The 24,179-nt window shown below is 70.4% G+C and carries 21 protein-coding genes and 1 pseudogene; 16 read left to right on the top strand and 6 right to left on the bottom strand.

Annotation, left to right across the window (positions count from 1 at the left end; genetic code table 11):
* Window positions 1–33: 33 nt before the first annotated feature.
* Window positions 34–387: a hypothetical protein gene (locus tag ACFQ4H_RS26590; RefSeq protein WP_377575642.1), complete on the bottom strand. Its 354-nt coding sequence runs from the start codon at window positions 385–387 to the stop codon at window positions 34–36.
* Window positions 388–412: 25 nt separating this feature from the next.
* On the opposite strand from ACFQ4H_RS26590, the gene ACFQ4H_RS26585 reads away from it, so the two are divergent.
* A complete protein-coding gene (locus ACFQ4H_RS26585; protein ID WP_377575639.1) occupies window positions 413–1,597 on the top strand; it encodes a S41 family peptidase in 1,185 nt (394 codons plus the stop codon).
* A 176-nt stretch (window positions 1,598–1,773) separates the two neighbouring features.
* Complete coding sequence (locus tag ACFQ4H_RS26580; protein WP_377575636.1) at window positions 1,774–3,105, top strand: MATE family efflux transporter; 1,332 nt, start codon at window positions 1,774–1,776, stop codon at window positions 3,103–3,105.
* Between the two features lie 111 nt (window positions 3,106–3,216).
* On the opposite strand, the gene ACFQ4H_RS26575 is transcribed toward ACFQ4H_RS26580, so the two are convergent.
* Entirely contained in the window at window positions 3,217–4,263 is a 1,047-nt protein-coding gene (locus tag ACFQ4H_RS26575; protein WP_377575633.1) for a hypothetical protein, read from the bottom strand.
* 143 nt (window positions 4,264–4,406) lie between these two features.
* Here ACFQ4H_RS26575 and truB point away from each other — a divergent pair, with 143 nt between their 5' ends.
* The 6 genes from truB (at window position 4,407) to dapB (ending at window position 11,837) form a co-directional block, all read left to right on the top strand.
* A complete protein-coding gene (gene truB / locus ACFQ4H_RS26570; RefSeq protein WP_377575630.1) occupies window positions 4,407–5,291 on the top strand; it encodes a tRNA pseudouridine(55) synthase TruB in 885 nt (294 codons plus the stop codon).
* 92 nt (window positions 5,292–5,383) lie between these two features.
* Window positions 5,384–6,343 (top strand): bifunctional riboflavin kinase/FAD synthetase, encoded by a 960-nt coding sequence (locus tag ACFQ4H_RS26565; RefSeq protein WP_377575628.1) that lies wholly within the window; start codon window positions 5,384–5,386, stop codon window positions 6,341–6,343.
* Window positions 6,344–6,574: 231 nt separating this feature from the next.
* Window positions 6,575–6,844, top strand: coding sequence for a 30S ribosomal protein S15 (gene rpsO, locus ACFQ4H_RS26560; RefSeq protein WP_377575625.1), 270 nt, complete (start codon window positions 6,575–6,577; stop codon window positions 6,842–6,844).
* A 221-nt stretch (window positions 6,845–7,065) separates the two neighbouring features.
* Window positions 7,066–9,438, top strand: coding sequence for a polyribonucleotide nucleotidyltransferase (locus tag ACFQ4H_RS26555; protein ID WP_377575622.1), 2,373 nt, complete (start codon window positions 7,066–7,068; stop codon window positions 9,436–9,438).
* Window positions 9,439–9,685: 247 nt separating this feature from the next.
* The gene (locus ACFQ4H_RS26550) at window positions 9,686–10,978 is read left to right on the top strand and encodes a M16 family metallopeptidase (RefSeq protein ID WP_377575667.1); all 1,293 of its coding nucleotides are present in this window, start codon (window positions 9,686–9,688) and stop codon (window positions 10,976–10,978) included.
* Between the two features lie 67 nt (window positions 10,979–11,045).
* Window positions 11,046–11,837, top strand: coding sequence for a 4-hydroxy-tetrahydrodipicolinate reductase (gene dapB, locus ACFQ4H_RS26545; protein ID WP_377575620.1), 792 nt, complete (start codon window positions 11,046–11,048; stop codon window positions 11,835–11,837).
* A 77-nt stretch (window positions 11,838–11,914) separates the two neighbouring features.
* Here dapB and ACFQ4H_RS26540 read toward each other — a convergent pair whose 3' ends face one another.
* Together ACFQ4H_RS26540 and ACFQ4H_RS26535 are read right to left on the bottom strand one after the other, a co-directional pair.
* Window positions 11,915–13,093 (bottom strand): Cmx/CmrA family chloramphenicol efflux MFS transporter, encoded by a 1,179-nt coding sequence (locus ACFQ4H_RS26540; protein ID WP_377575617.1) that lies wholly within the window; start codon window positions 13,091–13,093, stop codon window positions 11,915–11,917.
* A 536-nt stretch (window positions 13,094–13,629) separates the two neighbouring features.
* The gene (locus ACFQ4H_RS26535; protein ID WP_377575614.1) at window positions 13,630–14,202 is read right to left on the bottom strand and encodes a GNAT family N-acetyltransferase; all 573 of its coding nucleotides are present in this window, start codon (window positions 14,200–14,202) and stop codon (window positions 13,630–13,632) included.
* A 33-nt stretch (window positions 14,203–14,235) separates the two neighbouring features.
* Here ACFQ4H_RS26535 and ACFQ4H_RS26530 point away from each other — a divergent pair, with 33 nt between their 5' ends.
* Window positions 14,236–15,570 carry a glycosyltransferase family 87 protein gene (locus tag ACFQ4H_RS26530; protein WP_377575612.1) on the top strand — a complete coding sequence of 445 codons (1,335 nt, stop codon included), beginning with the start codon at window positions 14,236–14,238 and terminating at the stop codon, window positions 15,568–15,570.
* Between the two features lie 9 nt (window positions 15,571–15,579).
* Here ACFQ4H_RS26530 and ACFQ4H_RS26525 read toward each other — a convergent pair.
* Window positions 15,580–16,020: pseudogene (locus ACFQ4H_RS26525) on the bottom strand (GNAT family N-acetyltransferase); the annotation flags it as partial.
* 93 nt (window positions 16,021–16,113) lie between these two features.
* On the opposite strand from ACFQ4H_RS26525, the gene ACFQ4H_RS26520 reads away from it, so the two are divergent.
* The 6 genes from ACFQ4H_RS26520 (at window position 16,114) to ACFQ4H_RS26495 (ending at window position 22,236) form a co-directional block, all read left to right on the top strand.
* Window positions 16,114–17,337 (top strand): winged helix-turn-helix domain-containing protein, encoded by a 1,224-nt coding sequence (locus ACFQ4H_RS26520; protein ID WP_377575609.1) that lies wholly within the window; start codon window positions 16,114–16,116, stop codon window positions 17,335–17,337.
* Between the two features lie 29 nt (window positions 17,338–17,366).
* A complete protein-coding gene (locus ACFQ4H_RS26515) occupies window positions 17,367–17,972 on the top strand; it encodes a DUF2752 domain-containing protein (RefSeq protein WP_377575606.1) in 606 nt (201 codons plus the stop codon).
* Window positions 17,973–18,137: 165 nt separating this feature from the next.
* On the top strand, window positions 18,138–18,890 hold the full coding sequence (thyX, locus tag ACFQ4H_RS26510) for an FAD-dependent thymidylate synthase (RefSeq protein ID WP_377575603.1): 753 nt from the start codon (window positions 18,138–18,140) through the stop codon (window positions 18,888–18,890).
* 46 nt (window positions 18,891–18,936) lie between these two features.
* Window positions 18,937–19,866 (top strand): 4-hydroxy-tetrahydrodipicolinate synthase, encoded by a 930-nt coding sequence (dapA, locus tag ACFQ4H_RS26505; RefSeq protein WP_377575601.1) that lies wholly within the window; start codon window positions 18,937–18,939, stop codon window positions 19,864–19,866.
* Window positions 19,867–20,084: 218 nt separating this feature from the next.
* Complete coding sequence (locus ACFQ4H_RS26500; protein ID WP_377575599.1) at window positions 20,085–21,773, top strand: ribonuclease J; 1,689 nt, start codon at window positions 20,085–20,087, stop codon at window positions 21,771–21,773.
* Between the two features lie 76 nt (window positions 21,774–21,849).
* Complete coding sequence (locus ACFQ4H_RS26495; RefSeq protein ID WP_377575596.1) at window positions 21,850–22,236, top strand: DUF2784 domain-containing protein; 387 nt, start codon at window positions 21,850–21,852, stop codon at window positions 22,234–22,236.
* Between the two features lie 26 nt (window positions 22,237–22,262).
* Here ACFQ4H_RS26495 and ACFQ4H_RS26490 read toward each other — a convergent pair whose 3' ends face one another.
* Entirely contained in the window at window positions 22,263–22,895 is a 633-nt protein-coding gene (locus ACFQ4H_RS26490; protein WP_377575593.1) for a GNAT family N-acetyltransferase, read from the bottom strand.
* Between the two features lie 156 nt (window positions 22,896–23,051).
* Between ACFQ4H_RS26490 and ACFQ4H_RS26485 the strand changes: the two genes are divergently transcribed.
* Complete coding sequence (locus ACFQ4H_RS26485; RefSeq protein WP_377575590.1) at window positions 23,052–24,167, top strand: TetR/AcrR family transcriptional regulator C-terminal domain-containing protein; 1,116 nt, start codon at window positions 23,052–23,054, stop codon at window positions 24,165–24,167.
* Window positions 24,168–24,179: the final 12 nt, after the last annotated feature.

Here is a 24,179-nt window from a genome sequence, read left to right as displayed (position 1 = left end):
GGCGCACCGCTACAGCGGTGTTAACGGATGCGTTCACGCCCCCGCAACGGCACAACCGCGAATGTGAGCGGCCATGAGGAGCAAGAAATCGTTGGCCGTGGCGGCCGTGTTGGTCGTGTCGGCCGCAATCGCCGGATATGCCAGAAGCACCGTGGCTGCCACGGCCACCACCGTCGACCCGTCCGTCAACCGCCCACCGGCATGTGCAACCCTGCCCCCGCCGTCCTCGCCGTCCTCGCCGTCCTCGCCGTCCTCGCCGTCCTCGCCGTCCTCGCCGTCCTCGCCGTCCCAGTCCCCGTCGTCGTCCCCGTCGCCGTCCTCGCCGTCCTCGCCGCCTCCGGCGAAACCCACCACCGTCATTACGATCGGGCAGGCGTACCACTGCATCTTCGACAACTACCACGGCGGGCCGGTGCTGAACTCCCGTGCCCTGTTGGTCCCGGCCTTCGCCGCGCTCACGCAGGAACTGCAACGCCGTGGGCTGGACCAGCCTCAGGCCACGATGCCGGCGCTCACCGGCGAAAGAGACGCCGACTGGGCCGCGTTCAGCCGCGTCTACGAGCAGATCGTCGCAGCACTACCGGCGGACCCCGCAGTCCGTCAGGCGGTCGCGGAAGCCACCATCCAGGGCATGGTGGAGAGCCTCGACGACAACCACGCACGCTGGGGTCGGCCGTCATCGTCATCGGCCGCAGCACCGGTCGGTGTACGGCTCTCCGGCCTGCACCCCGACGGTCCCGATCCGGCGGGCACCCCGCCGATGTTCGTCACGGCGGTCGCGCCGGGCAGCGGGGCGGCGAGGGCCGGGATCAGGCCGGGCGACGAGGTCGTCGCCGTGAACGGTGTGCCGCCGATCGTCAACGGGGTGGTCGCTGAGGGGGTCCTCACCTGGTTCCGGACGGCGACGAAGGACGATCCGCTACGGCTCACGCTACGCCGCCCGGCCACCGGAAGGACCTTCACCGTCACGGTGACCCCGGTCCCGATCCCGGAGGAGCGTCCTACGGTCGAGTCCAGGCTGTTGCCCGGTGACGTCGCCTACGTCCGGATGCCGGCCTTCGCGCCCGGGCTGGCCGACCAGGTGCTCCGGGCCATCGCGGACCTGGGGGCGGACAGGACGCTGCGGGGGGTCGTCCTCGACCTGCGCGGCAACGGCGGTGGCAGTCCGAAGGAGGTGGCCCGACTGCTCGGTGCCTGGGCACACGACCGGATCACCAGCTACTGGTGTGACGTGCACGGGGACTGCACGGCCAACCGTACCGACGACTCGGTGCCGCTGCTGAATCTGCCCCTCGTCGCGCTCACCGACCGTAACTGCGCCTCGGCCTGCGACTCCTTTGCCAGTACGGTCAAGGATCTCCGCCTCGGCACCCTGGTCGGTACCCGTACCGCTGGTGCCGTGTCCGGTCCGGGCGAACCGTTCCAACTCGACGACGACAGCATGATCATGTTGCCCAGGCGCCACGAGATCGGGGCGAACCGGGAGGTCGTCAACACCATCGGCGTCGCCCCGGACCACCGGGCCCCGATGACCGCCGCAGACCTGTCCGCCGGTCGCGACCCGGGTGTCGCGAAGGCGCTGACCCTGCTGCGGTAGGCACCGTCCGGGCGGGGAAGGTCCGCGTACCGGACCGGGGCTGCGTCGGCGCACCTGTGCCGACGCAGCCCCGGACGGGTCGATGCGCACCGCGGCTGACCCCTGGGGGCGGCCACCCGCTGGTAAGTGCTCTGCCGCATTGCAACCCTTACCGGACCGTGCCAGGATGATCCTCCATGGGACAGTCCACCGCGCCGCTCGACCGTGACACCGGCGCATCCGTACGGCGGATCGTCGGGCTGGCCCTGCCGGCCCTGGTGGTGCTGGCCGCCGAACCCCTGTACGTGCTGGTGGACACCGCCGTGGTGGGCCACCTGGGGCGGATTCCGCTGGCCGCCCTGGCCATCGGCGGCACGGTCATGACCATCGCCGCCTGGATCGGCACCGTGGTCGCGTACGGCACGACCGGTCGGTCGGCCCGCCGGTTCGGTGCCGGCGACCGGGCGGCGGCGGTGGCCGAGGGCGTACAGGCGTCGTGGCTGGCGCTGGCCGCCGGCCTGGTGCTGGTCCTCGGTATCCAGATCGGGGCCGAGCCGCTGGCGCGTGCCGTTGCCGGCAGCGGCCCCGACGTCGCCGAGACGGCGGCGCACTGGCTCCGGGTCGCCTCCCTGGGTGCCCCCGGGCTGCTGCTGGCCGCCGCCGGAAACGGCTGGCTGCGTGGGGTGCAGGACACCCGTCGGCCGCTGTACTTCGTGCTTGGCCCGAACCTGCTCTCCGCGGTGCTCTGTCCGGTGCTCGTCTATCCCGTTGGCCTCGGTCTGGTGGGGTCGGCCGTGGCCAACGCGGCGGCCCAGACCCTTTCCGGACTGTTGTTCGTCGGGGCGCTGATCACCGAACGGGTGTCGCTCCGCCCCCACCCCCGGATGATCGCGCGGCAACTCGTGCTCAGCCGCGACCTACTGCTGCGCGGACTCGCCTTCCAGGCCAGCTTCCTGTCGGCCACCGCCGTGGCGGCCCGGTTCGGTGCCGCGAGCGTCGCCGCCCACCAGATCGCCATCCAGTTGTGGTTCTTCACCGCCCTGGTGCTGGACGCGCTGGCCATCGCCGCCCAGTCCCTGATCGGCGCCGCGCTCGGTGGGGACGACGCCGCCGGGGCCCGGTGGCTGGCCCGTCGGGTCACGGTGATCAGCGGGGTGTGTGGTGTCGGCTTCGCTGTGCTGATCGGCGTGGGGGCCGGGGTGATCCCCACCTGGTTCAGCGCCGATCCCCAGGTACGGGACCAGGCGATGATCGCCTGGCCGTGGTTCGTGGCGATGCTGCCGGTGGCGGGTCTCGTGTTCGCCCTGGACGGGGTGCTGATCGGGGCCGGTGACGTCCGCTACCTGCGCAACGTCACCATTGCCGCAGCACTCGGAGCCTTCCTGCCGGCGATCTGGACCGGCTACCTCCTCGACCTCGGGCTGGGCGGGATCTGGGCCGGTCTCTCCCTGTTCATGGTGGTCCGCCTGGCCACCCTGCTCTGGCGGATCCGGTCCGGCCGGTGGGCGGTCGTCGGCGCGGTCCGCTGACCTGCGGTCCTACTACGGTCGTACCGAACTGCCTCATGCCGGTACGACCTGACCTCTACCGTCGGGCCGGGCCGGGCAGCCGTTCCGCCGCCGGCCCGGCACCGCATTGGGTCAGCAGGTGTCCGGCAGGGTCAGCGACTTCTCGACGTCGTACGCGGCGTCCGGATCGACGTCCGGCACCGGTCCCTTCTGCGGTTGCGGAAACCCCCGCAGGGTGTCCACGTCGATCAGACCCTGGTCGAGCAGTCCGCAGTTGATGTTCGAGGCGTAGGACTGGCTGGTGGCCAGCCAGAGTCCTCGCGACGAGGCGCGTACGTCGTCCGGGTGCGGGATGTGCCAGACGAGTTCGTCTCCCACCACGACGAGCGCGTCCCCGGGAGTCATGTTCGGCACGTCGAAGGGATAGACCCACACGAACTTCGTGGTGATCTCCAACACCCGGTACCCGTTCTCGTCCCTGGTCGACCGGTAGGTGATCTGGCCCCTGGCGCGTGGTTTCTCGATCGCGGAACGGGCGTCGGGCCCGAACCGGGTGGCGTAGCTGGCGAACTGTCCGGAACGAAAGTCCGCGCGTAGGCCCTCCTGGGCGTCCTTGGCGAACAGGGCGATGAACTTCTCCGGGTTACCGAGCCGCATGTCGATGTCGAGCCGGCCCAGGACGAGAGCCTGCCGGACCTTGGCCAGCCCGTCGCTGACCTGCTTCGCGGTGAAGGGCGGTTGCGGCGTGACCGCCGGCAGGACGATCCCCGTCTCGCCCTCGGGGAAGGACTCCGCAGGCGTGCCGACGAAGAGTCCGGTCTGGCCCCGGAACCCGACCGCACTGGTCGGCAGAACCTCGTTGGTCGGATTGGGTCGGTCAGGACCGGTGTAGTGCCCCCAGCGGTTGACCGCGCCCCAGGCGGTCAGCCCGACCAGCCCGACGGCCAGCGTGATGGATACGACAAGGAGCAGTCCGCCGCCGGCTCGCTCCCAGGCCAGCCGTACCCGGTCCCCGAGCCCGATCGGTTGCTGGACCTCCGGCTCGTGCATCCACGACGGGACCCGTAGCGGCTCGTCGTCGGTGGCCACGGTCGGGGCCTCGCTGCCGGCCGGTGGTATCGGCGACCCGACTGACTGGCCGCCCGGGCGGTCGGCGGACTGGTCGGTCTCGGTGTCCATCTGGTCCTTCCCCGTCGGGTGGAATCGTACAAATGAATGATCATGTTCGAGGTCGATGTGTCGGGGTAGATCCGATCAGCCCCTGAACGCCGGTACTTCCGGGCCGACGCGGTGGGCGGGTCGGCGTCTGGCAGGCTTGCGTCGTGAGTTCGGATGGTCTGATCGTGGTCGACAAGCCCGGCGGCATGACGTCGCACGACGTGGTGGCGCGGATCCGCCGGCTGGCCCGGACCCGGCGGGTCGGGCACGGCGGCACGCTGGATCCGATGGCGACCGGGGTGCTGGTCATCGGTGTCGGTCGGGCAACCCGGCTGCTGACGTACGTGATCGGAGCAGGCAAGTCCTACACCGCCACCATCCGGCTCGGGCAGTCGACGATCACCGACGACGTCGAGGGCGAGGTGACCGCGACCACCCCGGCCGGTGGGGTGACCGACGCGGGCATCCACGCCGGGCTCGGTGCGCTGACCGGCGAGATCGACCAGGTGCCCAGCGCGGTCAGCGCGATCAAGGTTGACGGGCAGCGGGCCTACAAACGGGTACGCGACGGCGAGACGGTCGCCCTCGCCGCCCGTCGGGTGACCATCTCCCGGCTGGACGTACTCGCCATCCGACGGGACACACCCGACGTGGTGGACGTGGACGTGGACGTGACCTGCTCGTCCGGGACGTACATCCGGGCCATCGCCCGGGACCTGGGGGCCGCGCTCGGGGTCGGCGGTCATCTGACCGCGCTGCGCCGTACCGCCGTCGGCGGGTTCACCCTGGCCGAGGCGGCGACCCTACCCGAACTGGAGGAACGCGCCCCGGCCGTGGTCAACCTGCCGATCGGCGTCGCCGCCCGCCGGTTCTTCCCGGTACGCGAGGCCAGCGTCGACGAGGCGAAGGTGCTCTCGCACGGGGGGCCGCTGGACCGGGTCGGCATCGATGGGCCGTACGCGGTCCTCGGCCCGGACGGCGAGTTGATCGCCATCGTCCGGGAGCGGGACGGTCGGGCGCGTGCGGAGATCGTGCTGTCACCGGCCTGATGCCGGTGACCGGTCGGGACGACAGTACGACGCGGCAGGACAGGGACACCGCCGGTCGACCGGCGGGGGAGCGCAGGGCAGGGAGAGCAGGCATGCAGCGGTGGCGGGGGTACGACGCGGTTCCGGGCGGCTGGGGCCGGTCGGTGGTCACCATCGGCGTCTTCGACGGCGTACACAAGGGGCATCAGGCGACCATCGGGCACGCCGTCCGGCGGGCCCGGGAGTTGGGTGTGCAGTCGGTGGTGGTCACCTTCGACCCGCATCCGGCGGAGGTGGTCCGACCCGGCTCGCATCCGGCGGTGCTGACCGAGCCGGCCCGTAAGGCGGAACTGATCGAGGCGCTCGGTGTCGACGTGCTCTGTGTGGTGCCGTTCACCCCAGACTTCTCCCGGCTGTCGGCCGAGGCCTTCGTCCACGACATCCTGGTCGACCACCTGCACGCTGCGGTGGTGGTGGTCGGGGAGAACTTCCGCTTCGGGCACCGGGCGGCCGGGAACGTGGAGCTGCTGGAGCGGCTCGGGCGGGCCTTCGGCTTCAGCGTCGAGGCGCCGCCGCTGGTCGCCGACGAGGGCACGGTCTTCTCCTCCACCTACATCCGGGCCGGGGTGGACGCCGGGGACGTGGTGGCGGCAGCCGCCGCACTGGGCCGTCCGCACCGTCTGGAGGGCGTGGTCGTACGCGGTGACCAGCGGGGACGTGAGTTGGGCTTCCCGACGGCGAACCTGCTCTGCCACCGGTACGCGGCGGTGCCGGCGGACGGCGTCTACGCGGCCTGGTTGATCCGGCACGGCACCCGTTCGACGCGTGGCCGCTCCGGGCACCAGCCGGTGGCGCTGCCGGCGGCGGTGTCGATCGGCAGCAACCCGACCTTCTCCGGGCGGGAGCGCCGGGTCGAGGCGTACGTCCTCGATTTCGACGGTGACCTGTACGGCGAACGCCTCGCGTTGGACTTCGTCGCGCGCCTGCGGGAGATGCGCCGGTACGACGCGGTTGAACCGCTGCTGGCGCAGATGAACGAGGACGTGGCGCAGGCCAGACAGGTCCTGTCCTGAGCTTCGCGGCGTTCCTTGACGATCTACGTACGGGTTCCTTGACGATCTACGTACGGGCGTCGGCGTGCCCTTCAGGTGAGCTACTGGCCGAAGGCTGGTAACCTGGCCGGGACGTCGGGTCACCGACGGGTCCCCGCGTGCCTGCACGACGCCGCGGGTGCGGGGTCATCCGCGTCTGGTCTCCGGATCGGGCGAGGATCGTAACGACAAACCCACTGAAACAGGGAGAAAATGGCGCTCGACCAGGAAGCCAAGGCCAAGATCCGCCAGGAGTACGCGACCGTCGAGGGTGACACCGGTTCGCCCGAGGTGCAGGTTGCGGTGCTGACCAAGCGGATCGCCGACCTCACCGAGCACCTGAAGGTGCACAAGCAGGACCACCACAGCCGTCGTGGTCTGCTGCTGCTGGTCGGCCGGCGCCGGCGGCTGCTGAACTACATGCAGAAGAAGGACATCAACCGCTACCGGTCGCTGATCGAGCGACTCGGACTGCGGCGGTGACGTGAGCGGGGGAGCGGCTGACAGAGCCGCTCCCCCGCTAGCTTGACCACCTGAAGAGGGGCCAGCGCGACCACCCGATGGGGAGCCGGCGCACCGGTCTCCGGTAGTGGCCTCCGGGCCGGCCGGCATCAGCCGGTACCCCGGGCGCTTCGATCGAAGACCGGCCGCGTGAACAGCTCCACAGGTCGTGAGCCCCACGACCAGAGGAGTGCGAAACACTCATGACCGAGCAGACCAATCTCGGCAACCAACACAGCAAGGCAGTGATCGACAACGGGGCCTTCGGCACCCGGGAGATCATTTTCTCCACCGGCCGGCTCGCCCGGCAGGCTGCCGGCTCCGTACTCGCCCAGCTCGGCGAGACGGTCGTCCTGTCCGCCACCACGGCCAGCAAGCAGCCGAAGGAGCAGTTCGACTTCTTCCCGCTGACCGTGGACGTCGAGGAGCGGATGTACGCCGCCGGCCGCATCCCCGGCTCGTTCTTCCGGCGCGAGGGGCGGCCCAGCGAGGACGCGATCCTCACCTGCCGGCTGATCGACCGGCCGCTGCGCCCGTCGTTCGTCAAGGGCCTGCGTAACGAGGTGCAGATCGTCGAGACCGTCCTGGCGCTCGACCCGCAGCACCCGTACGACGTGGTGGCGATCAACGCCGCCTCGATGTCGACCAAGCTCTCCGGCCTGCCGTTCTCCGGCCCGATCGGGGCGACCCGGGTGGCGCACGTGGACGGCCAGTGGGTGGCGTTCCCGACCCACGAGGAGCTGGCCCGCGCCACGTTCGACATGGTCGTCGCCGGCCGTACGCTGCCCGACGGCGAGGTCGCGATCATGATGGTCGAGGCCGAGGCCACCGAGCACACCGTCGCACTGGTCGCCGGTGGCGCGACCGCCCCGACCGAGGAGGTCGTGGCCAGCGGACTGGAGGCGGCCAAGCCGGCCATCCGGGAACTGTGCCGGGCGCAGAGCGAACTGGCCGAGGTCGCGGCCAAGCCGGTCGCCGAGTTCCCGGTCTTCCTGGACTACGCCGACGACGTCTACGAGGCGGTCGCCGCCGCAGGTCGGGGCGAGGTCGCCGAGGCGCTGAAGATCGCCGGCAAGGCGGAGCGCGAGGACGCCCTGGACCGGATCAAGGACAGGGTGTGCCAGCAGCTCGCCGGCCAGTTCGAGGGCCGCGAGAAGGAGATCGGCGCGGCGTTCCGCTCGCTGAACAAGTCCGAGGTCCGCTCCCGCGTACTGCGCGAGCAGGTCCGCATCGACGGTCGGGGCCCTCGGGACATCCGGCCGCTGACCGCCGAGATCCAGGTGCTGCCCCGGGTGCACGGCTCGGCGCTGTTCGAGCGGGGCGAGACGCAGATCCTCGGCGTCACCACGCTCAACATGCTGCGCATGGAGCAGTCGCTGGACACCCTCTCCCCGGAGAAGTCCAAGCGCTACATGCACAACTACAACTTCCCGCCGTACTCCACCGGTGAAACCGGCCGGGTCGGCGCGCCGAAGCGGCGCGAGATCGGCCACGGTGCGCTGGCCGAGCGGGCCCTCATCCCGGTCCTGCCGGGCCGTGAGGAGTTCCCGTACGCCATCCGCCAGGTCTCCGAGGCGCTCGGCTCCAACGGCTCCACCAGCATGGGGTCGGTCTGCGCCTCCACCCTCGCGCTGCTCTCGGCCGGTGTGCCGCTCAAGGCACCGGTCGCCGGTATCGCCATGGGTCTGATCTCCGACGAGGTCGACGGCAAGACCGAGTACGTGACGCTGACCGACATCCTCGGTGCCGAGGACGCGTTCGGTGACATGGACTTCAAGGTCGCCGGCACCCCGGACTTCGTCACCGCGTTGCAGCTCGACACCAAGCTCGACGGCATCCCGTCGGACGTGCTGGCCGCCGCGCTCCAGCAGGCGCACGAGGCCCGGACCACGATCCTCGACGTGATGCAGCAGGCGATCGAGTCCCCGGCGAAGATGTCGGACTACGCGCCGCGGGTGACCACCGTCAAGATCCCGGTCGACAAGATCGGCATGGTGATCGGCCCGAAGGGGCAGACCATCAACGCCATCCAGGACGAGACCGGCGCCGAGATCTCGATCGAGGACGACGGCACGATCTACGTCGGCGCGACCAACGGCCCGTCGGCCGAGGCCGCGGTGGAGCGGATCAACGCGATCGCCAACCCGACCCTGCCCAAGGTCGGCGACAAGTTCCTCGGCACCGTGGTGAAGACCGCGGCGTTCGGGGCGTTCATCAGCCTGCTGCCGGGCCGGGACGGTCTGCTGCACATCTCCAAGGTGGGCGACGGCAAGCGGGTCGAGCGGGTCGAGGACTACCTCAACGTCGGCGACAAGGTCGAGGTGCAGATCGCCGACATCGACGCCCGGGGCAAGATCTACCTGGACAAGGTGCGGGCCGAGGGTGAGGCCGAGCCGGCCGAGGCTGCCGGCGGCGAGCGCCCGGCCGGCCGGGACCGGGGCGACCGTGGTCCGCGTGACCGGGGTGACCGGGAGCGTGGCGACCGTGGCCCGAGCCGGGGTGACCGGGAGGGCGGCGAGTCCGGCGGTGGTGAGGGCGAAGGCGGTCCGCGTCGTCGTCGTAGCCGGCACAGCTGACCGTAGCCGGCACAGCTGACCCAGCGGGTACGGCGGCGGGTGACCCCGCCGCCGTACCGCCAGCTCCGCCGAGTCCCCTCCCGTCGAATCTAGGAGTCATGGTCCCTTGAGTCGGGCGAAACGATCAGCAGATTCCCCGGGACGGCGTGGAGCGGGATGGGCTGGGCAGTCGCACCAGCGACGGGGACGCGGGACCGGCCCGTCCGGGGCCGGCGGTGACGCGCCGTCCAGGGCGGTCACCCGTACCCTGACCACCGACCCGCTCGGCGGCACCGTGCGCCGCACCGTACTACCCAGCGGGCTGCGGGTGCTCACCGAGGCGATCCCGACGATGCGCAGCGTGTCGTTCGGCATCTGGGTGGCGATCGGCTCCCGGGACGAGACCGGTTCCCTCTCCGGGGTCTCCCACTTCCTGGAGCATCTGCTCTTCAAGGGCACCCGGAAGCGCAACGCCCTGGAGATCTCCGCCGAGATCGAGGCCGTCGGCGGGGAGACCAACGCCTTCACCACGAAGGAATACACCTGCTACTACGCCCGGGTGCTGGACGCCGACCTGCCCCTGGCGATCGACGTGATGTGCGATCTGGTCGCCGACTCGGTGCTCGACAGCGCCGACGTGGAGACCGAACGCGGCGTGATCCTCGAAGAGATCGCCATGCACGAGGACGAGCCGGGCGACGAGGTGCACGACCTGTTCGCCCAGGCGGTCTACGGCGACCATCCGCTCGGCCGGCTCATCTCGGGTACCGAGGAGACCATCTCCCCGATGAGCCGCCGGCAGATCCAGGGCTTCTACCGGCGGCGTTACCTTCCGCCATCCATCGTGATCGCCGCCGCCGGCAACCTCGAACACACCACCGTGGTCAAGCAGGTGCGCCAGGCGTTGCAGGGGACCCCGTTGGACACCGAGCCGGCCCAGCCGGCGGCGCCCCGACCGGCCACGCCGACGATCCGTACGCTGCCGGCCCGCACCCTGGTCGAGCACCGGGAGAGCGAGCAGGCGCACGTCGTACTCGGCTGCCCCGGCATCGACCGGTTGGACGAGCGGCGGTTCGCCCTCGGCGTACTCAACAACGTGCTCGGTGGCGGAATGTCCAGCCGACTGTTCCAGGAGATCCGGGAACGGCGGGGGCTGGCCTACTCGGTCTACTCCTACGCCAGCCAGTACGCCGACAGCGGCCTGTTCGCCGTCTACGCCGGCTGTGCGCCCGGCAAGGTCGACGAGGTCCTGGAGTTGATCCGTACCGAGTTGGCCGAGGTGGCTGCGCACGGGATCACCGAGGCCGAACTGGCCCGGGGCAAGGGCATGGCGAAGGGGTCGTACGTGCTCGGCCTGGAGGACACCGGGTCCCGGATGAGCCGGCTGGCCAAGGGCGAAATGCTCTACGGTGACCTGCTCTCCGTCGACGAACTGCTGGCCCGGGTCGACGCGGTCAGCGCGGAGGAGGTCAACACACTGGCCGCCGACCTGCTGTCCCGCCCGATGTCGCTGGCCGTGGTCGGGCCGTTCGGCGAGGACGACTTCACCGTCACGGACTGAGACCCGTCTGGGTCCGATACGTGGGACATCCGCGCCCGCTGCGTGGCTACGTCCGTGCTGGGATAGGTTGTGCCCCGTGAGTGACGAGCGTGCAGCGGTGGGCAGGACATCGGCGGGAACGCTGCGGGTCGGGGTACTGGGTGCCCGGGGCCGGATGGGCCTGGAGGTGTGCCGGGCAGTCGACGCGGCCGAGGACCTCGAGCTGGTAGCGACGATCGACCAGGGTGACCAACTGTCCAAGGCCGCGGACGCCGGGGCGCAGGTGATGGTCGACTTCACCACCCCGGACACGGTGATGGACAACCTGAACTGGGGCATCGACCAGGGCATCAACGTGGTGGTGGGCACCAGTGGCTTCACCGAGCAGCGGCTGGACCAGGTGCGCGGTTGGCTGTCGCACCGGCCCGGGGTCGGCGTCGTCATCGCCCCCAACTTCGGGATCGGTGCGGTGCTGATGATGCAGTTCGCCGCCCGGGCCGCCCGGTACTTCGAGTCTGTCGAGATCATCGAGCAGCACCACCCGAAGAAGCTCGACGCGCCCAGCGGCACCGCGACGCACACCGCGCGGCTTGTCGCGCAGGCCCGCGCCGAGGCGGGCCTGGCAGCTCCGCCGGACGCCACCACCGACGAGGTGGCCGGCGCGCGGGGGGCCGACATCGACGGAATCCGGGTGCATGCGGTACGGGCCACCGGCCTGGTCGCCCACCAGGAGGTCCTTTTCGGTACGGCGGGCGAGACGCTCACCATCCGGCACGACTCGTTCGATCGTGCCTCGTTCATGCCCGGGGTACTGCTGGCGGTTCGTTCGGTGTCGAACCGGCCCGGTCTCACCGTCGGCCTGGACGCCCTGCTCGACTGAAGGCACCCAGGACAGTCGACGCGACGGCCGGTGGGCTGGCCCGGACCCGTGCCAGCCCACCGGCCGACACCGGTCGCCTAGGAGGTGCTCACGTTCCTGTGCGGGTCCGTTCTGGCCCGCCGTACCGCCTCGGCCAGCCCCGCCGTGACGAACGCCAGCGCCACCAGCAGCGCGCTGACCCATAGCGGGGAGCGGTAGCCGAGCCCGGCACCGATGACGGCACCGCCCAGCAGCGGGCCGACGGCCGCGCCCACGTTGAGGGCGGCGGTCGCGTACGAGCCACCCAGGGACGGTGCCTCACCGGCTGCGTACAGCACCCGCGTGATCAGCGTGGAGCCGACGGCGAAGGAGAGCGTCCCCTGCACGAAGACGAGCAGGAACGCCGCAGCCGCGTGGTCCGCGGTCAGCGTGAACAGCAGCCAGCCGACGAACAGGGCCAGACCACCGGGCACCAGGAGCCGCATCGGCTGCGCGTCTGACATGCGGCCGGCGACGGTCACCCCGACGAACGACCCCAGGCCGAAGATCGCCAGCAGCGCCGGCACCCACTTCTGGTCGTAGCCACTGACGTCGGTGATCACCGGGGCCAGGTAGGTGAAGGTACAGAAGGTCGCTCCGTTCACGAGCGCGGCAAGGAGCAGGGTCACGATCAGCCGGGGCCGGTACAGCGCCCGCAGTTCCTGTCGCGCACCGGCAACGGCCGCGTCGGGTGCCACGGCCGGAACCGAGTGCAGGATCGCGAAGATGGCCGGCACCGAGACGACGGCCACCGCCCAGAAGGCGGCACGCCAGCCCCACAGCTGCCCGAGTACGGCACCGGCGGGCACCCCCGCGATGCAGGCGAGGGTGATTCCACCGAGCAGTACGGAGGCGGCCCGTCCCTTGGCGTTGGGCCCGGCCATGCCGGTCGCCGTCGCCAGACCCACGGCCAGGAACCCGGCGTTGGCCAGCGCTCCGACGACCCGGGTGGCCAGCAGGACACCGAAGCTGGTGGTGACCGCCCCGATGACGTGTACGAGCATGAAGGTGCTCAGAAAGACCAGCAGTGCCCGTCGCCTCGGCCACCGCAGACTGAGGATGGCCATCAGCGGCGCACCGATGATCATTCCTACGGCGAAGGCCGAAGTCAGCGCTCCGGCGGCTGGGACGGATACCCGCAGATCACCGGCTATGTCCGGGACCAGGCCGGACAGCATGAACTCGGACGTTCCCTGGGCGAAGACCGCCAGCCCGAGCAGGTAGATGGCGAATGGCATGACCACTCCGTAGACGCGTCGTGGATGGACGAGGAGGACGCGGTGAGTCACAGCGGAGCCGGTGATGCCCGCAGACATTCGTCCAGCCGGGCGCACGGAGACCACCGCGCCAAGGGGGATGGCACCCGGGAGGCGACACCACGGACACGGCCAGACGGTGGCTACGGTGGGTGATGCGATATCCGGGAGAATCAGCCCGTACGACGGTGGTTCGGTGACCGGTGCGGAAGAGATGCGCGCTGCCTCAGAATCGGCAGTTCCTCAGCGCATGAGCACAAGCAGCCACCGAACGACCGGTGGCTGGCGTCTGGATGCCTCGGGGCTGGACACGGAGCGAGGCTAGTTGCGGCACACGCGCTCCGTCAAACGTATTGACGGTCGACGCGTCGACACCGGTCGGCCAGACCGTGCCCCGAGGATCCAGCGAGTGAGGTTCGGACCGTGCCCCGAGGATCCAGCGAGTGAGGTTCGGACCGTGCCCCGAGGCTCCAGCGAGTGAGGTTCGGACCGTGCCCCGAGGCTCCAGCGAGTGAGGTTCAGTCGGTGGCCGGGGCCAGCGAGACGTGCAGACGCAGTTGCGCCACCAGCATGTCGTCGACGTCGAGCGCCCGGGCGGCCCCGTCGGGCTCCCAGCCGGTGCTGCCCAGGAACTTGCGCATCGCGGCATCGCCCTCGAAGGCCCAGGCGACGGCGGTGGTGAAACCGTCCTCCCGCCACAGGTCGACGCTGGCCGCCAACAGTCGGCTGCCGTGCCCCCGCCGACCCCAGCGCGGTTCGACCAGCAGGTCGGTCACGGCGGCCACGCCGGTCCCGAGCGCCTCGGCCGGCTCACCGGGGGCCAGGGCCTCCTCGTCGGCCGGCCCGGATGCCGCGAACCCCACCAGATACGATTGTTCGGCCTGCTCGACGGCGACCAGCACCCGGTGCCCGGCGGACGGCGGTGCCTCGATCGCCGCGCTCCACCTCCGGGCCAGCCACGCCTCGTCCAGGTTGTCGAGCACGTGTCTGGGCAGCATGCGTCGATAGGCGACCCGCCAGGTCGCCAGTTGGATGCGTGCGATCTCGCCGGCGTCCTCCGGACGCGCCGGGCGGACGTACCCGAGAGCCATGACAGGAGCCTACGCAAGCCTAGGGAGGCGATGATGGCGCAGGGTGCCCCTTGGCGCACCAGCCACCGGGTCATCTTCGTGATCGCACTCGTCGTGGCGGTGACCGGGTTCCTGGCGATAGCGGCGGTCGGGCACGCATTCTTCGATCTGAAGGTCTACTACGGTGCGCTGAACTACTGGCACGACGGCGGCTCGATCTACGACTTCCTCAAGCCCGGTACCAAGTACGGCTTCACGTACCCGCCGTTCGCCGCCCTGGTCATGCTGCCCATGGCGTACGTCCCCTGGCCGCTGGCGATCGTGATCAGCGTGGCTCTCTCGGTGGTGACCAGCGCGCTGCTGCTGTGGTGGCTGGTCGAGCCGATCGCCCGCCGGGTCGGCTGGAACCACTGGTTCGCCCTCGCCGTGGCGCTCTGCCTGGCCGCGGCCTTCGAACCGATGCGTGAGACCGTCGACTTCGGCCAGGTCAACATGCTGCTGCTCTTCCTCGTCGGTGCCGACCTGCTCCGCCTGGTCGGCCAGGGCAGCCGGTGGGCCGGGGTGGGGATCGGCCTGGCGACGGCGATCAAGCTGACCCCCGGGGTCTTCATCCTCTACCTGCTGGTCACCGGGCGGTGGCGGGCGGCGTTCACCGCGATGGGTACGGCGGTGGCGGCCACCCTGTTCGCCGGGGCGGTCGCACCGGACGCGTCCCGTACGTTCTGGACCGAGGCGCTGTGGAACACCGACCGGGTCGGGGCACTGGACTTCATCTCCAACCAGTCGCTGCGCGGAGTCGTGGCCCGGCTCAACCCGTCGGACCCGAGCACCGCGGCCTGGTTGGCGCTGGTCGTCCTGACGCTGGCGGTGTGGGTGTGGCGGTCGCGGGCTGCGGCGGCGGCCGGGGACGAGGCGGCCGGACTGGCCCTCACCGGCGCGCTCAGTTGCCTGATCAGCCCGGTCACCTGGGTCCATCACCTGGTCTGGCTGCTGCCGGCGCTGGTGCTGCTGGTCGACAACGCCTACCTCGCGCCCGCCGGCAGCCGCCGACGCCGCTGGCTGCTGGGCTCCGCGATCGTCGCGTACGGCTTCCTGATCAGCCGGATCGTCTGGGTCTGGGAGCGGGACTTCAGCGGGGTGCTCGGCTTCGTCGGTGGCAACCTGTACGTCTGGATCAGCCTCGCGCTGCTGGTGGCCCTGCCGATCCGTTGCCGGTCGCAGGTTGCCGGGTCGACACAGAGCGGTGGGCAGCCGCGGTCCGGCGCATCAGGCGGTGAGGCCGGCCAGTTGGCCGAGCCGGGCGACGTAGCGCAGCTCGGGAAGCCGTACCGGCGCCCCTCGCCGCGACCACTGAAGTTCGAAAACCATTCGTTCGCCGTCGGCCACTAGCCCGGCCCGCTCATAGAAGCGTCGGCCCCGGGTGTTGTCCGCCAGCACCCAGAGGCGCAGCTCGGTCCAGCCCCGTCCGGCGAGTTCGGTCGCCGCCGCGTCGAGCAGGCCCCGACCGATCCCGTGTCCCCAGCGGGCCGGGTCGACGTACATGGTCAGGATCTCGCCGTACGCCTGGTCGAGGTCGTCCGGATCCTGTCCGTTGCGGTACGGCCCGACGGTGGTGAATCCGACCACGGTGCCGTCGTCCCCGGTGGCGACCAGGGTCCGGAACGGATGGTCCGGATCGGCGGTGGCCCGGTCCCGGCGACGTTGGGCCCAGGCAGCGGGGTTGAGCCCGGCCAGGACCTCGCTGGGCATGATCCCGGTGTAGCCGGCCTGCCAGGCCCGGACGTGCACCTCCGCGATCGCCTCGGCGTCGTCGGGCCGCTCTGGACGGATGGTGCCCACCCGGGAAGTGTCGGCCAGGTCCGCCGGCCGATCCAGTGACCGCGCCGGTGGAGCCGGTCAGCGTGTCGTACCTGTCGGCTAGCCTGCTGCCCGATGCCCGAATCGCTTTCTCCCGCCCAGGCCCGCCGTGTCGCACTGGCCGCCCAGGGTTTCGCCGATCCGATGCCGACCGGCGTACCGACCCGACGCCACCTGCGCCGGGTGCTCGACCGGGTCGGGCTGCTCCAGATGGACTCGGTCAACGTGCTCCAGCGGGCGCACTACCTACCGCTCTACAGCCGGCTGGGGCCCTACCCGACCGACCTGCTGGACCGGGCGGCCTACCAGCGGCCACGTGAGCTGTTCGAATACTGGGGGCACGAGGCGTCGCTGCTTCCCGTCGAACTGCATGCCGCGCTGCGTTGGCGGATGGCCGCGGCCCGTACGGACGCCTGGGGCGGCATGCGACGCATCGCCGTCGAGCAGCCCCAACTGGTCGAGTGGGTACGCGACGAGGTACGCGCCCGGGGCCCGTTGACCGCCGCCGAGATCGAGCACGATGCCCCGCGCGAGACCGGCAACTGGGGTTGGAACTGGTCAGCGGTCAAGAGGGCGTTGGAGTTCCTGTTCTGGTCCGGTGAGGTGAGCGCCGCCAGCCGCACCAACTCGTTCGCCCGCCGCTACGACGTACCGGAGCGGGTGTTGCCGGCGGCGGTGCTCGACGCCCCGACGCCGACCACTCCCGACGCGCACCGGACGCTGGTCGCGGTGGCGGCCCGGGCGCTGGGCGTGGCCGCCGAGCCGGAACTGCGCGACTACTTCCGGCTGCCGTCGGCCGGCACCCGGCTGGCGATCGCCGAGTTGGTCGAGGCGGGGGAGTTGCTGCCGGTGCAGGTGCCGGGCTGGCGTGGCCCGACCTACCTGCACGCGCAGGCGCGACTGCCCCGCTGGATCCGGGCCAGCACGCTGGTCAGCCCGTTCGATCCGCTGATCTGGGAGCGGGGGCGGGCCGAGCGGCTGTTCGACTTCACCTACCGGATCGAGATCTACGTTCCCGCACCGCAGCGGGTGTACGGCTACTACGTGTTGCCGTTCCTGCACGGCGACCGGTTCGCTGCCCGGGTCGATCTGAAGGCGGATCGCCGGGCCGGGGTGCTGCTGGTGCCGGCCGCCTGGATCGAGCCGGGTGTCGATGTGTCGGAGACCGCGATGGCGCTGGCCGCCGAGCTGTACCGGTTGGCCGGTTGGCTCGGGCTGAGCGCGGTGGCCCCACCCGCCGGCGGTGACCTGGCCGGCCCGCTGGCCGCCGCGCTGGCGGGCATCGCCGGTGTACGGTAAGACGACCGGCGGACGAGTGCGGAGTGACGATGACGAACGTTGGTGGATCGGCGGCCGAGCCCGCAGCGGCGTACCCAGTGCAGCAGACCCCACCCGTCGCGGCACCTGAGGTGATGACGGCCGGTCCCAACGCGGCTCCGGCCGGTGCCGTCGCGGGCTACCCGGGGGCGTACTACGTACCGGCCGAACCGGACCGGTTCACCCGTTTCTTCACCCGGCTCTACACGCGCTCGCCCCGGTGGGCCGCACCGGTCGCCGCGCTGGCGTGCATGGGCGTCGGGGTCGGCTACACGTTGCTCACCGATCCGACCCACAGCACCGCCGACGCCATCCCCACCTGCCTGCTCAAGATGACCACCGGGCTGGACTGTCCGGGGTGTGGTGGTACCCGGGCGATGTGGTTCCTCCTGCACGGCGACGTGGGCGCCGCGGCCCGGCACCACATCCTGTTCGTCTTCGTGCTGCCGTTCCTGCTCTACCTCTACGTGGCCTGGGCGGTCCAGCACATGTTCCGGTGGCGGCTGCCGCAGCTGCGGATCTCGACTACCACGATCGGTGTGGTGCTGGCCGCCTGGTTCGTCTTCACGGTGCTGCGTAACCTGCCCTGGGCCCCGTTCACCTGGCTGTACGTCTGACCCTGTCGGCGTATCCTCCCGTCGTCGTCTGCCGGTGGCGAGCCGGCGTGCCCGTCCTCCCGTACGACCGTTCGGTGTCCGATATTTCCGCCTGGTCGGGGTGCGTCCGAGGTCACCAGGGTGGCAGTTATGTCGGCACGGACCCGGGCAACTAGAGTTGCTGGAATGCCGGAGATCGTGCCGCCCCAGGTCAGCCTTATCGCATGGACGCATTTCGAGCCGCCCGCGGACGTACCGTGGTCGACCGACGCTGAGGGCGGGCAGGCGCTCGCGGAGTTCGCCGGACGTGCCTGCTACCAGTCGTGGCGTAAGCCGAACCCGGCCACCGCCACCAACGCCGGCTATCTCGCCCACATCCTCGAGGTCGGGCACCTGTCGGTTCTGGAGCACGGCAGCGTGACCTTCTACTTCACCGGGGTGTCCCGCTCGTTCACCCACGAGCTGATCCGCCACCGGCACTTCTCCTACTCGCAGCTCTCCCAGCGGTACGTCCCGGAGCGGGACGCCGCCATGGTCGAGCCGGCCGTCATCGCCGCCGACCCGGAGCTGCACAAGCAGTTCGTGGCGGCGACCGAGGCGAGCGTGCGCGCGTACAACGAGCTGCTGGAGGGGCTGGAGAAGCGGTTCGCCGACGTGGAGAACCCGACACTGCGCCGCAAACAGGCTCGCCAGGCAGCCCGGGCGGTGCTGCCCAACGCCACCGAGACCCGGATCGTGGTCACCGGCAACTACCGGGCCTGGCGGCACTTCATCGAGATGCGGGCCACCGAGCAGGCCGACGTGGAGATCCGTGAGCTGGCGGTCGAGTGCCTGCGGCAACTCCAGCGGGTTGCCCCGAACGTGTTCGCCGATTTCACGATCTCCGCGCTGCCGGACGGTACCGAGGTTGCGACCACCTCGTACGCCGAACAGTCCTGAGCCCTTCCCAAGCGGCCCTGCCGCCTCCTTCCGCTAGGTTGGTTGCATGACCCACGACCTTCCCGCCGGCTCCGACCGGCGGGCACTTCCGCGTCCCTTCGGGCGCCTGTTGACGGCCATGGTCACGCCGTTCACCACGGACGGATCCGTGGACTTCGACGGCGTCGCCCGCCTTGCGAACTATCTGGTTGACGAGCAGGCCAACGACGCCCTCGTGATCAACGGCACCACCGGCGAGTCGCCGACCACCACGGACGCCGAGAAGGAACAGCTCATCCGGGCCGTGGTCGAGGCGGTCGGGGGCCGGGCCAAGGTGGTCGCGGGGGTTGGTACCAACGACACCCGGCACACCATCGAGTTGGCCGCCGCCGCTGAGAAGGCCGGTGCGGACGGTCTGCTGGTCGTGACGCCGTACTACAACAAACCGCCGCAGACCGGGCTGTTGGCGCACTTCACCGCGGTGGCCGACGCCACCGGCCTGCCGGTGATGCTCTACGACATCCCGCATCGCGCCGGTGTGCCGATCGCCACCGAGACCATGCTCCGGCTGGCCGAGCACGAGCGGATCGTCGCGGTGAAGGACGCCAAGGGCGACCTGGCCGCCACCTCCCTGGTCACCAGCCAGACCGACCTGGCCTACTACAGCGGTGAGGACTCGCTGACCCTGCCCGCGCTGGCCATCGGCGCGGTCGGCCTGGTCGGCACCTCCACCCACCTGACCGGCGCGCTGACCAAGCAGATGATCGAGGCGTACGACGCCGGGGACATCACCACCGCACTGGTACTGCACCGCCGGCTGCTGCCGCTGTTCACCGGGATCTTCCGGACCCAGGGCACCATCCTGGTCAAGGCCGCGATGGCGGCTCATGGCCTGCCGGCCGGACCGGTACGCCCACCGCTGGTGCCCGCCACCGAGGCCGAGATCGTCCAGTTGCGGGCCGACTGCGCCGAGGCGGGCCTGGAGTTGCCGGTATGAGCGAGCGGAGCGAGCGAATCGGCCAGCGCAGGGAGACTCATGCCGTCCCGCAGCGAAGCGAGGAGACGGTATGAGCGAGCGGAGCGAGCGAATCGGTTGGTTCGGTGGGACTTATGCCGTCCCCCAGCGGAGCGAGGTGACGGTATGAGCGAGCGGAGCGAGCGAATCGGTTGGTTCAGGGAGACTCATGCCGTCCCGCAGCGAAGCGAGGAGACGGCATGAGCGTGACGTACACCGAGGCAGAGCTGCCGCCGCCGCTGCCGGAGGGCGGGCTGCGCATCACCCCGTTGGGTGGGCTGGGTGCGATCGGTCGGAACATGACCGTCTTCGAGTACGACGGCAAGCTGCTGATCGTCGACTGCGGGGTGCTCTTCCCCGATGTCGAGCAACCCGGCGTCGACCTGATCCTGCCCGACTTCACCCCGATCCTCGACCGGCTGGCCGACGTACAGGCGATCGTGCTCACCCACGGTCACGAGGATCACATCGGGGCGGTGCCCTACCTGCTGGCCCACAAGCCGGACATTCCGCTGGTCGGGTCGCAGTTCACCCTGGCCCTGGTCGAGGCCAAGCTCGCCGAGCGGCGGATCGAGCCGTACACGCTCACCGTGCAGGAGGGCGCCCGCGAGCGGCTCGGCCCGTTCGAGTGTGAGTTCTTCGCCGTCAACCACTCGATCCCGGACGCGCTGGCGGTGGCCATCCGTACGCCGGCCGGTCTGGTGCTGCACACCGGCGACTTCAAGATGGACCAGCTTCCGCTGGACGGCCGGATCACCGACCTGGCCGGCTTCGCGCGGCTCGGTGCGGAAGGCGTCGACCTGCTGCTCTCCGACTCCACGAACGCGGAGATCCCCGGCTTCGTCACGCCGGAGCGGGAGATCGGCCCAGTCCTCGATTCGATCTTCGCGAAGGCCACCGGCCGGATCATCGTCGCGTCGTTCGCTTCACACGTGCACCGGGTGCAGCAGGTGCTCGACTCGGCCCAGGAGCATGACCGGAAGGTCGCCCTGATCGGCCGTTCGATGGTGCGCAACATGGGCATCGCCCGGGACCTGGGACTGCTCCAGATCCCGCCGGGCCTGGTCGTCGGGCTGGACGAGGCCACCGCGCTCCCACCGGACCGGATCGTGCTGATGTCGACCGGTTCGCAGGGGGAGCCGATGAGCGCCCTCGGCCGGATGGCCACCGGGGACCACCGCCACATCACCGTGGCCCCCGGGGACACCGTCGTGCTGGCCAGCTCACTCGTGCCGGGTAACGAGACCTCGGTCTACCGGGTGATCAACCAGCTCTCCCGGGCCGGTGCGAACGTGATCCACAAGGACGTCGCGAAGGTGCACGTCTCCGGTCACGCCCCCGCTGGCGAACTGCTCTACCTGCTCAACGTCGTACGGCCGAGCAACCTGATGCCGGTGCACGGCGAGTGGCGTCACCTGCGGGCGCACGCCCGGCTGGGCATCGAGTCCGGGGTCGCCCCGGACCGGGTGGTCCTCTGCGAGGACGGCGACGTGGTCGACCTGGTCGAGGGTCGGGCGTCGCTGGTCGGTCACGTCAAGAGCCGGTACGTCTATGTCGATGGGCTGGCCGTGGGTGACGTGGGGGAGTCGCTGCTGACCGAGCGGCGGATGCTCGGCGACGGTGGGTTCATCGCGGCGACCGTGGTGGTGGACTCGGTGACCGGCAAGGTCGTCGGCGGTCCGACCGTCTCCGCGAAGGGCTTCTCCGACGATCCGGAGGCGTTCAGCCCGGTCATTCCGCTGATCACCGAGGCACTCGGTCGGGCGGCCACCGACGGGATCACCGACCCGCACCAACTTCAGCAGATCGTGCGCCGGACCGTCGGACGCTGGGTGAACGACGCCTACCGACGTCGGCCGATGATCGTCCCGACGGTGGTCGAGGTCTGAGCCAGGTTCCCTTCTGAGTCCGCGTACCCATGGAACCGCTCCCCGGTCTGCGTAGCCTGGCGCGCGGGAGGGTTCCATGGGCTACCGGCTACTCACGACGCTGATTCTGACGCTGCACTTCGGGTTTCTGGCCTACCTGGTGGTCGGCGGTTTCCTGGCCTGGCGGTGGCCGAGGACGATCTGGTCTCACCTGGTTGCCGTCAGCTGGGGGATCGTGGTCGTCGCCGCCGGTCTGGACTGCCCGCTGACCTACGCCGAACACTGGTCGCGGCGGCAGGCCGGCGAGAGTGGCGTGATGCGGGGCTTCATCGACCGTTACATCGAGGGGGTCCTCTATCCCGAGCGGTACGCCATGCTGGTGCAGGTGCTCGTGGCGCTGCTGGTGGGGACGTCATGGGTCGGGCTCTGGGTACGACGCCGCGGAGCTGTCTGGAGGGGCCCCTTCCTGTCCAGGAAGCGATAGGAAGGCACCCCTCCAGACAGTTGGGCTCAGCCTCGACGTGGCCGCCACATCGGTTGCAGGCTCGGCCCGTCGTCGGGAAGGTCGATCGGCTGTCCCATCGCCTGGAACCCGTGCCGTTCGTACAGTGCACGGTTGCGTGGCGTGCTGGCCTCCAGGTAGGCGGCGACACCGGCGGCGTCCGCCCGGGCGAGTTGGTGGCGGAGGATCGCGCTGCCGAAGCCCCTGCTGCGGTACCGGGGCACGACCACCATCTGCTGCAGATACCAGTGTGGTTCGTGGTGTGGGTGCCGCGCCGCGACGAGGTCGAGCAGGAGCATCATGCGGGGCGCGTGCTGGCCGTAGGCCTGGTCGAGGAAGGCGGTCGAATCCGCCGGTGTGGCGTCCGGTTCCGGCTGTCCACCGTCTTCGTACCGCCACTGGGCAACTGCGACGATCTCCCGGGACCGGTCACCCGCGACGATGATCTCGCCGGTCGCGAGTGCGTCGGTCACCCAGGCGGTACTGTTCTCGACCCCGGCGGCCACATGTCTCCGCCGGGCGTTCTCGTCGGGAATGATCCAGCTGAAGACCGCCTCGTCGAAGCCGCCCTCGTTCGTGGCGGCCACGATCTCCGGGATGTCGGCTGGCGTGGCGGGTCGTACCGTCATGGCTTCGGTCATGGCGGACCTCCAGGGCTCGGTTGCGTACACTGTACGCACGTCGACGAGCCCTGTCATGCCCGGTTCGTCAGATCACCCGGAGATCACCCGGGAGTGGCGTGGTCGCGCGGTCACGTGCAGGCTGACGGCGATGGTCACGACCGAACGGGAGAACCAATGGACCGCAGCGCCCGGCCCGGGTCGGGGCTGAGCCTCGACCGCATCGTGCGCACCGCGATCACGATCGCCGACGAGCAGGGCCTGGCCTCGCTCTCCATGCGCCGGGTCGCCAGCGCCCTCGACGTCGGGGCGATGTCGCTGTACCGCCACGTGCCGGACAAGGGGGAACTCGTCGATCTCATGGTGGACGCGGCGTACGGTGAGATCCGCTATCCCGTGCCCGGACCGGACGGTTGGCGGGCCCGACTCGAACTGGCCGCCCGGCAGGAGTGGGCGATGTACCGGCGGCATCTGTGGGTGTTGACGATCGTCGCCGGCACCCACCGCCCCCCGCTGGGGCCGAACGTGCTGGCCAACATCGAATGGGTGCTGGCCGCCGTCGAAGGGTACGGGCTCGATCCGGACTCGACGATGCAGGTCTACCTGACGGTCAGCGACTACGTGCAGGGTGCCGCGCTCTACCTGCGTACCGAGGCCGAGGACGAGCGGCGTACCGGGGTCACCAGCCGGCAGTGGTGGGAGTCGAAGGGGCCGGCGCTGGCCCGACTGCTCGACAGCGGCCGGTTCCCCGAACTGTCCCGGTTCGTGCAGGCTTCGGCGGAGACCGGATCGGCCGCCGGGAAGAACTTCGAGTTCGGCCTCCAACGGGTGCTGGACGGTCTGGCGGTGTTCCTGGACGGTCCGGAAGCGGCTATCGGGTTATCAAAAGTAACCAAGCCTGGTCCTGCGGGGATGGCCGACGGCGAAGCAGCCGTCCGGCCCGCCAGCAGCGCCGCCGTACGCACCGGAGGCGAGACCCCACTCACGGAGTCCACCGCCGCCGTGCTGGAACTGCTCGGCAGACGGTGGACCCTGGAACTGCTGTACCTGCTCTGCCAGGGTGACGCCCGGTTCAGCGACCTGGCCGGAGCCGTTCCCGGCATCTCCCGTCGGCTGCTCACCGAACGGTTGCGGCAGCTCACCGACGCCGGGCTGCTCCGCCAGCAGGTGACGGCCGGACCACCGGCCCGGACCACGTACGGTCTGACCGGGCGGGGTGCCGGCCTGCGTGGCGCACTCGAGCAGATCCACGCCTGGGCCGACACCCCACCCGGTCCCGACGACCAGCGGTGATGAGATCCGGAA

It is taken from the genome of Micromonospora sonneratiae (genome assembly GCF_042679305.1).
Lineage (GTDB): Bacteria > Actinomycetota > Actinomycetes > Mycobacteriales > Micromonosporaceae > Micromonospora_H > Micromonospora_H sonneratiae.
The sequence above is the reverse complement of the archived record's forward strand: the minus strand, read 5'-3'. Positions and strand labels throughout refer to the sequence as shown.

Excerpts from the sequence above, each read along its gene's own strand:
- ACFQ4H_RS26565 (WP_377575628.1), top strand. The coding sequence starts at position 5,384 with ATGCAGCGGTGGCGGGGGTACGACGCGGTTCCGGGCGGCTGGGGCCGG.
- ACFQ4H_RS26500 (WP_377575599.1), top strand. The coding sequence starts at position 20,085 with ATGAGCGTGACGTACACCGAGGCAGAGCTGCCGCCGCCGCTGCCGGAG.
- ACFQ4H_RS26555 (WP_377575622.1), top strand. The coding sequence starts at position 7,066 with ATGACCGAGCAGACCAATCTCGGCAACCAACACAGCAAGGCAGTGATC.
- rpsO (WP_377575625.1), top strand. The coding sequence starts at position 6,575 with ATGGCGCTCGACCAGGAAGCCAAGGCCAAGATCCGCCAGGAGTACGCG.
- thyX (WP_377575603.1), top strand. The coding sequence starts at position 18,138 with ATGCCGGAGATCGTGCCGCCCCAGGTCAGCCTTATCGCATGGACGCAT.
- ACFQ4H_RS26540 (WP_377575617.1), bottom strand. The coding sequence starts at position 13,093 with ATGCCATTCGCCATCTACCTGCTCGGGCTGGCGGTCTTCGCCCAGGGA.
- ACFQ4H_RS26590 (WP_377575642.1), bottom strand. The coding sequence starts at position 387 with ATGCAGTGGTACGCCTGCCCGATCGTAATGACGGTGGTGGGTTTCGCC.
- ACFQ4H_RS26575 (WP_377575633.1), bottom strand. The coding sequence starts at position 4,263 with ATGGACACCGAGACCGACCAGTCCGCCGACCGCCCGGGCGGCCAGTCA.
- ACFQ4H_RS26515 (WP_377575606.1), top strand. The coding sequence starts at position 17,367 with ATGACGAACGTTGGTGGATCGGCGGCCGAGCCCGCAGCGGCGTACCCA.
- ACFQ4H_RS26530 (WP_377575612.1), top strand. The coding sequence starts at position 14,236 with ATGGCGCAGGGTGCCCCTTGGCGCACCAGCCACCGGGTCATCTTCGTG.
- ACFQ4H_RS26490 (WP_377575593.1), bottom strand. The coding sequence starts at position 22,895 with ATGACCGAAGCCATGACGGTACGACCCGCCACGCCAGCCGACATCCCG.
- ACFQ4H_RS26495 (WP_377575596.1), top strand. The coding sequence starts at position 21,850 with ATGGGCTACCGGCTACTCACGACGCTGATTCTGACGCTGCACTTCGGG.
- ACFQ4H_RS26520 (WP_377575609.1), top strand. The coding sequence starts at position 16,114 with ATGCCCGAATCGCTTTCTCCCGCCCAGGCCCGCCGTGTCGCACTGGCC.
- dapA (WP_377575601.1), top strand. The coding sequence starts at position 18,937 with ATGACCCACGACCTTCCCGCCGGCTCCGACCGGCGGGCACTTCCGCGT.
- ACFQ4H_RS26535 (WP_377575614.1), bottom strand. The coding sequence starts at position 14,202 with ATGGCTCTCGGGTACGTCCGCCCGGCGCGTCCGGAGGACGCCGGCGAG.
- ACFQ4H_RS26580 (WP_377575636.1), top strand. The coding sequence starts at position 1,774 with ATGGGACAGTCCACCGCGCCGCTCGACCGTGACACCGGCGCATCCGTA.
- ACFQ4H_RS26485 (WP_377575590.1), top strand. The coding sequence starts at position 23,052 with ATGGACCGCAGCGCCCGGCCCGGGTCGGGGCTGAGCCTCGACCGCATC.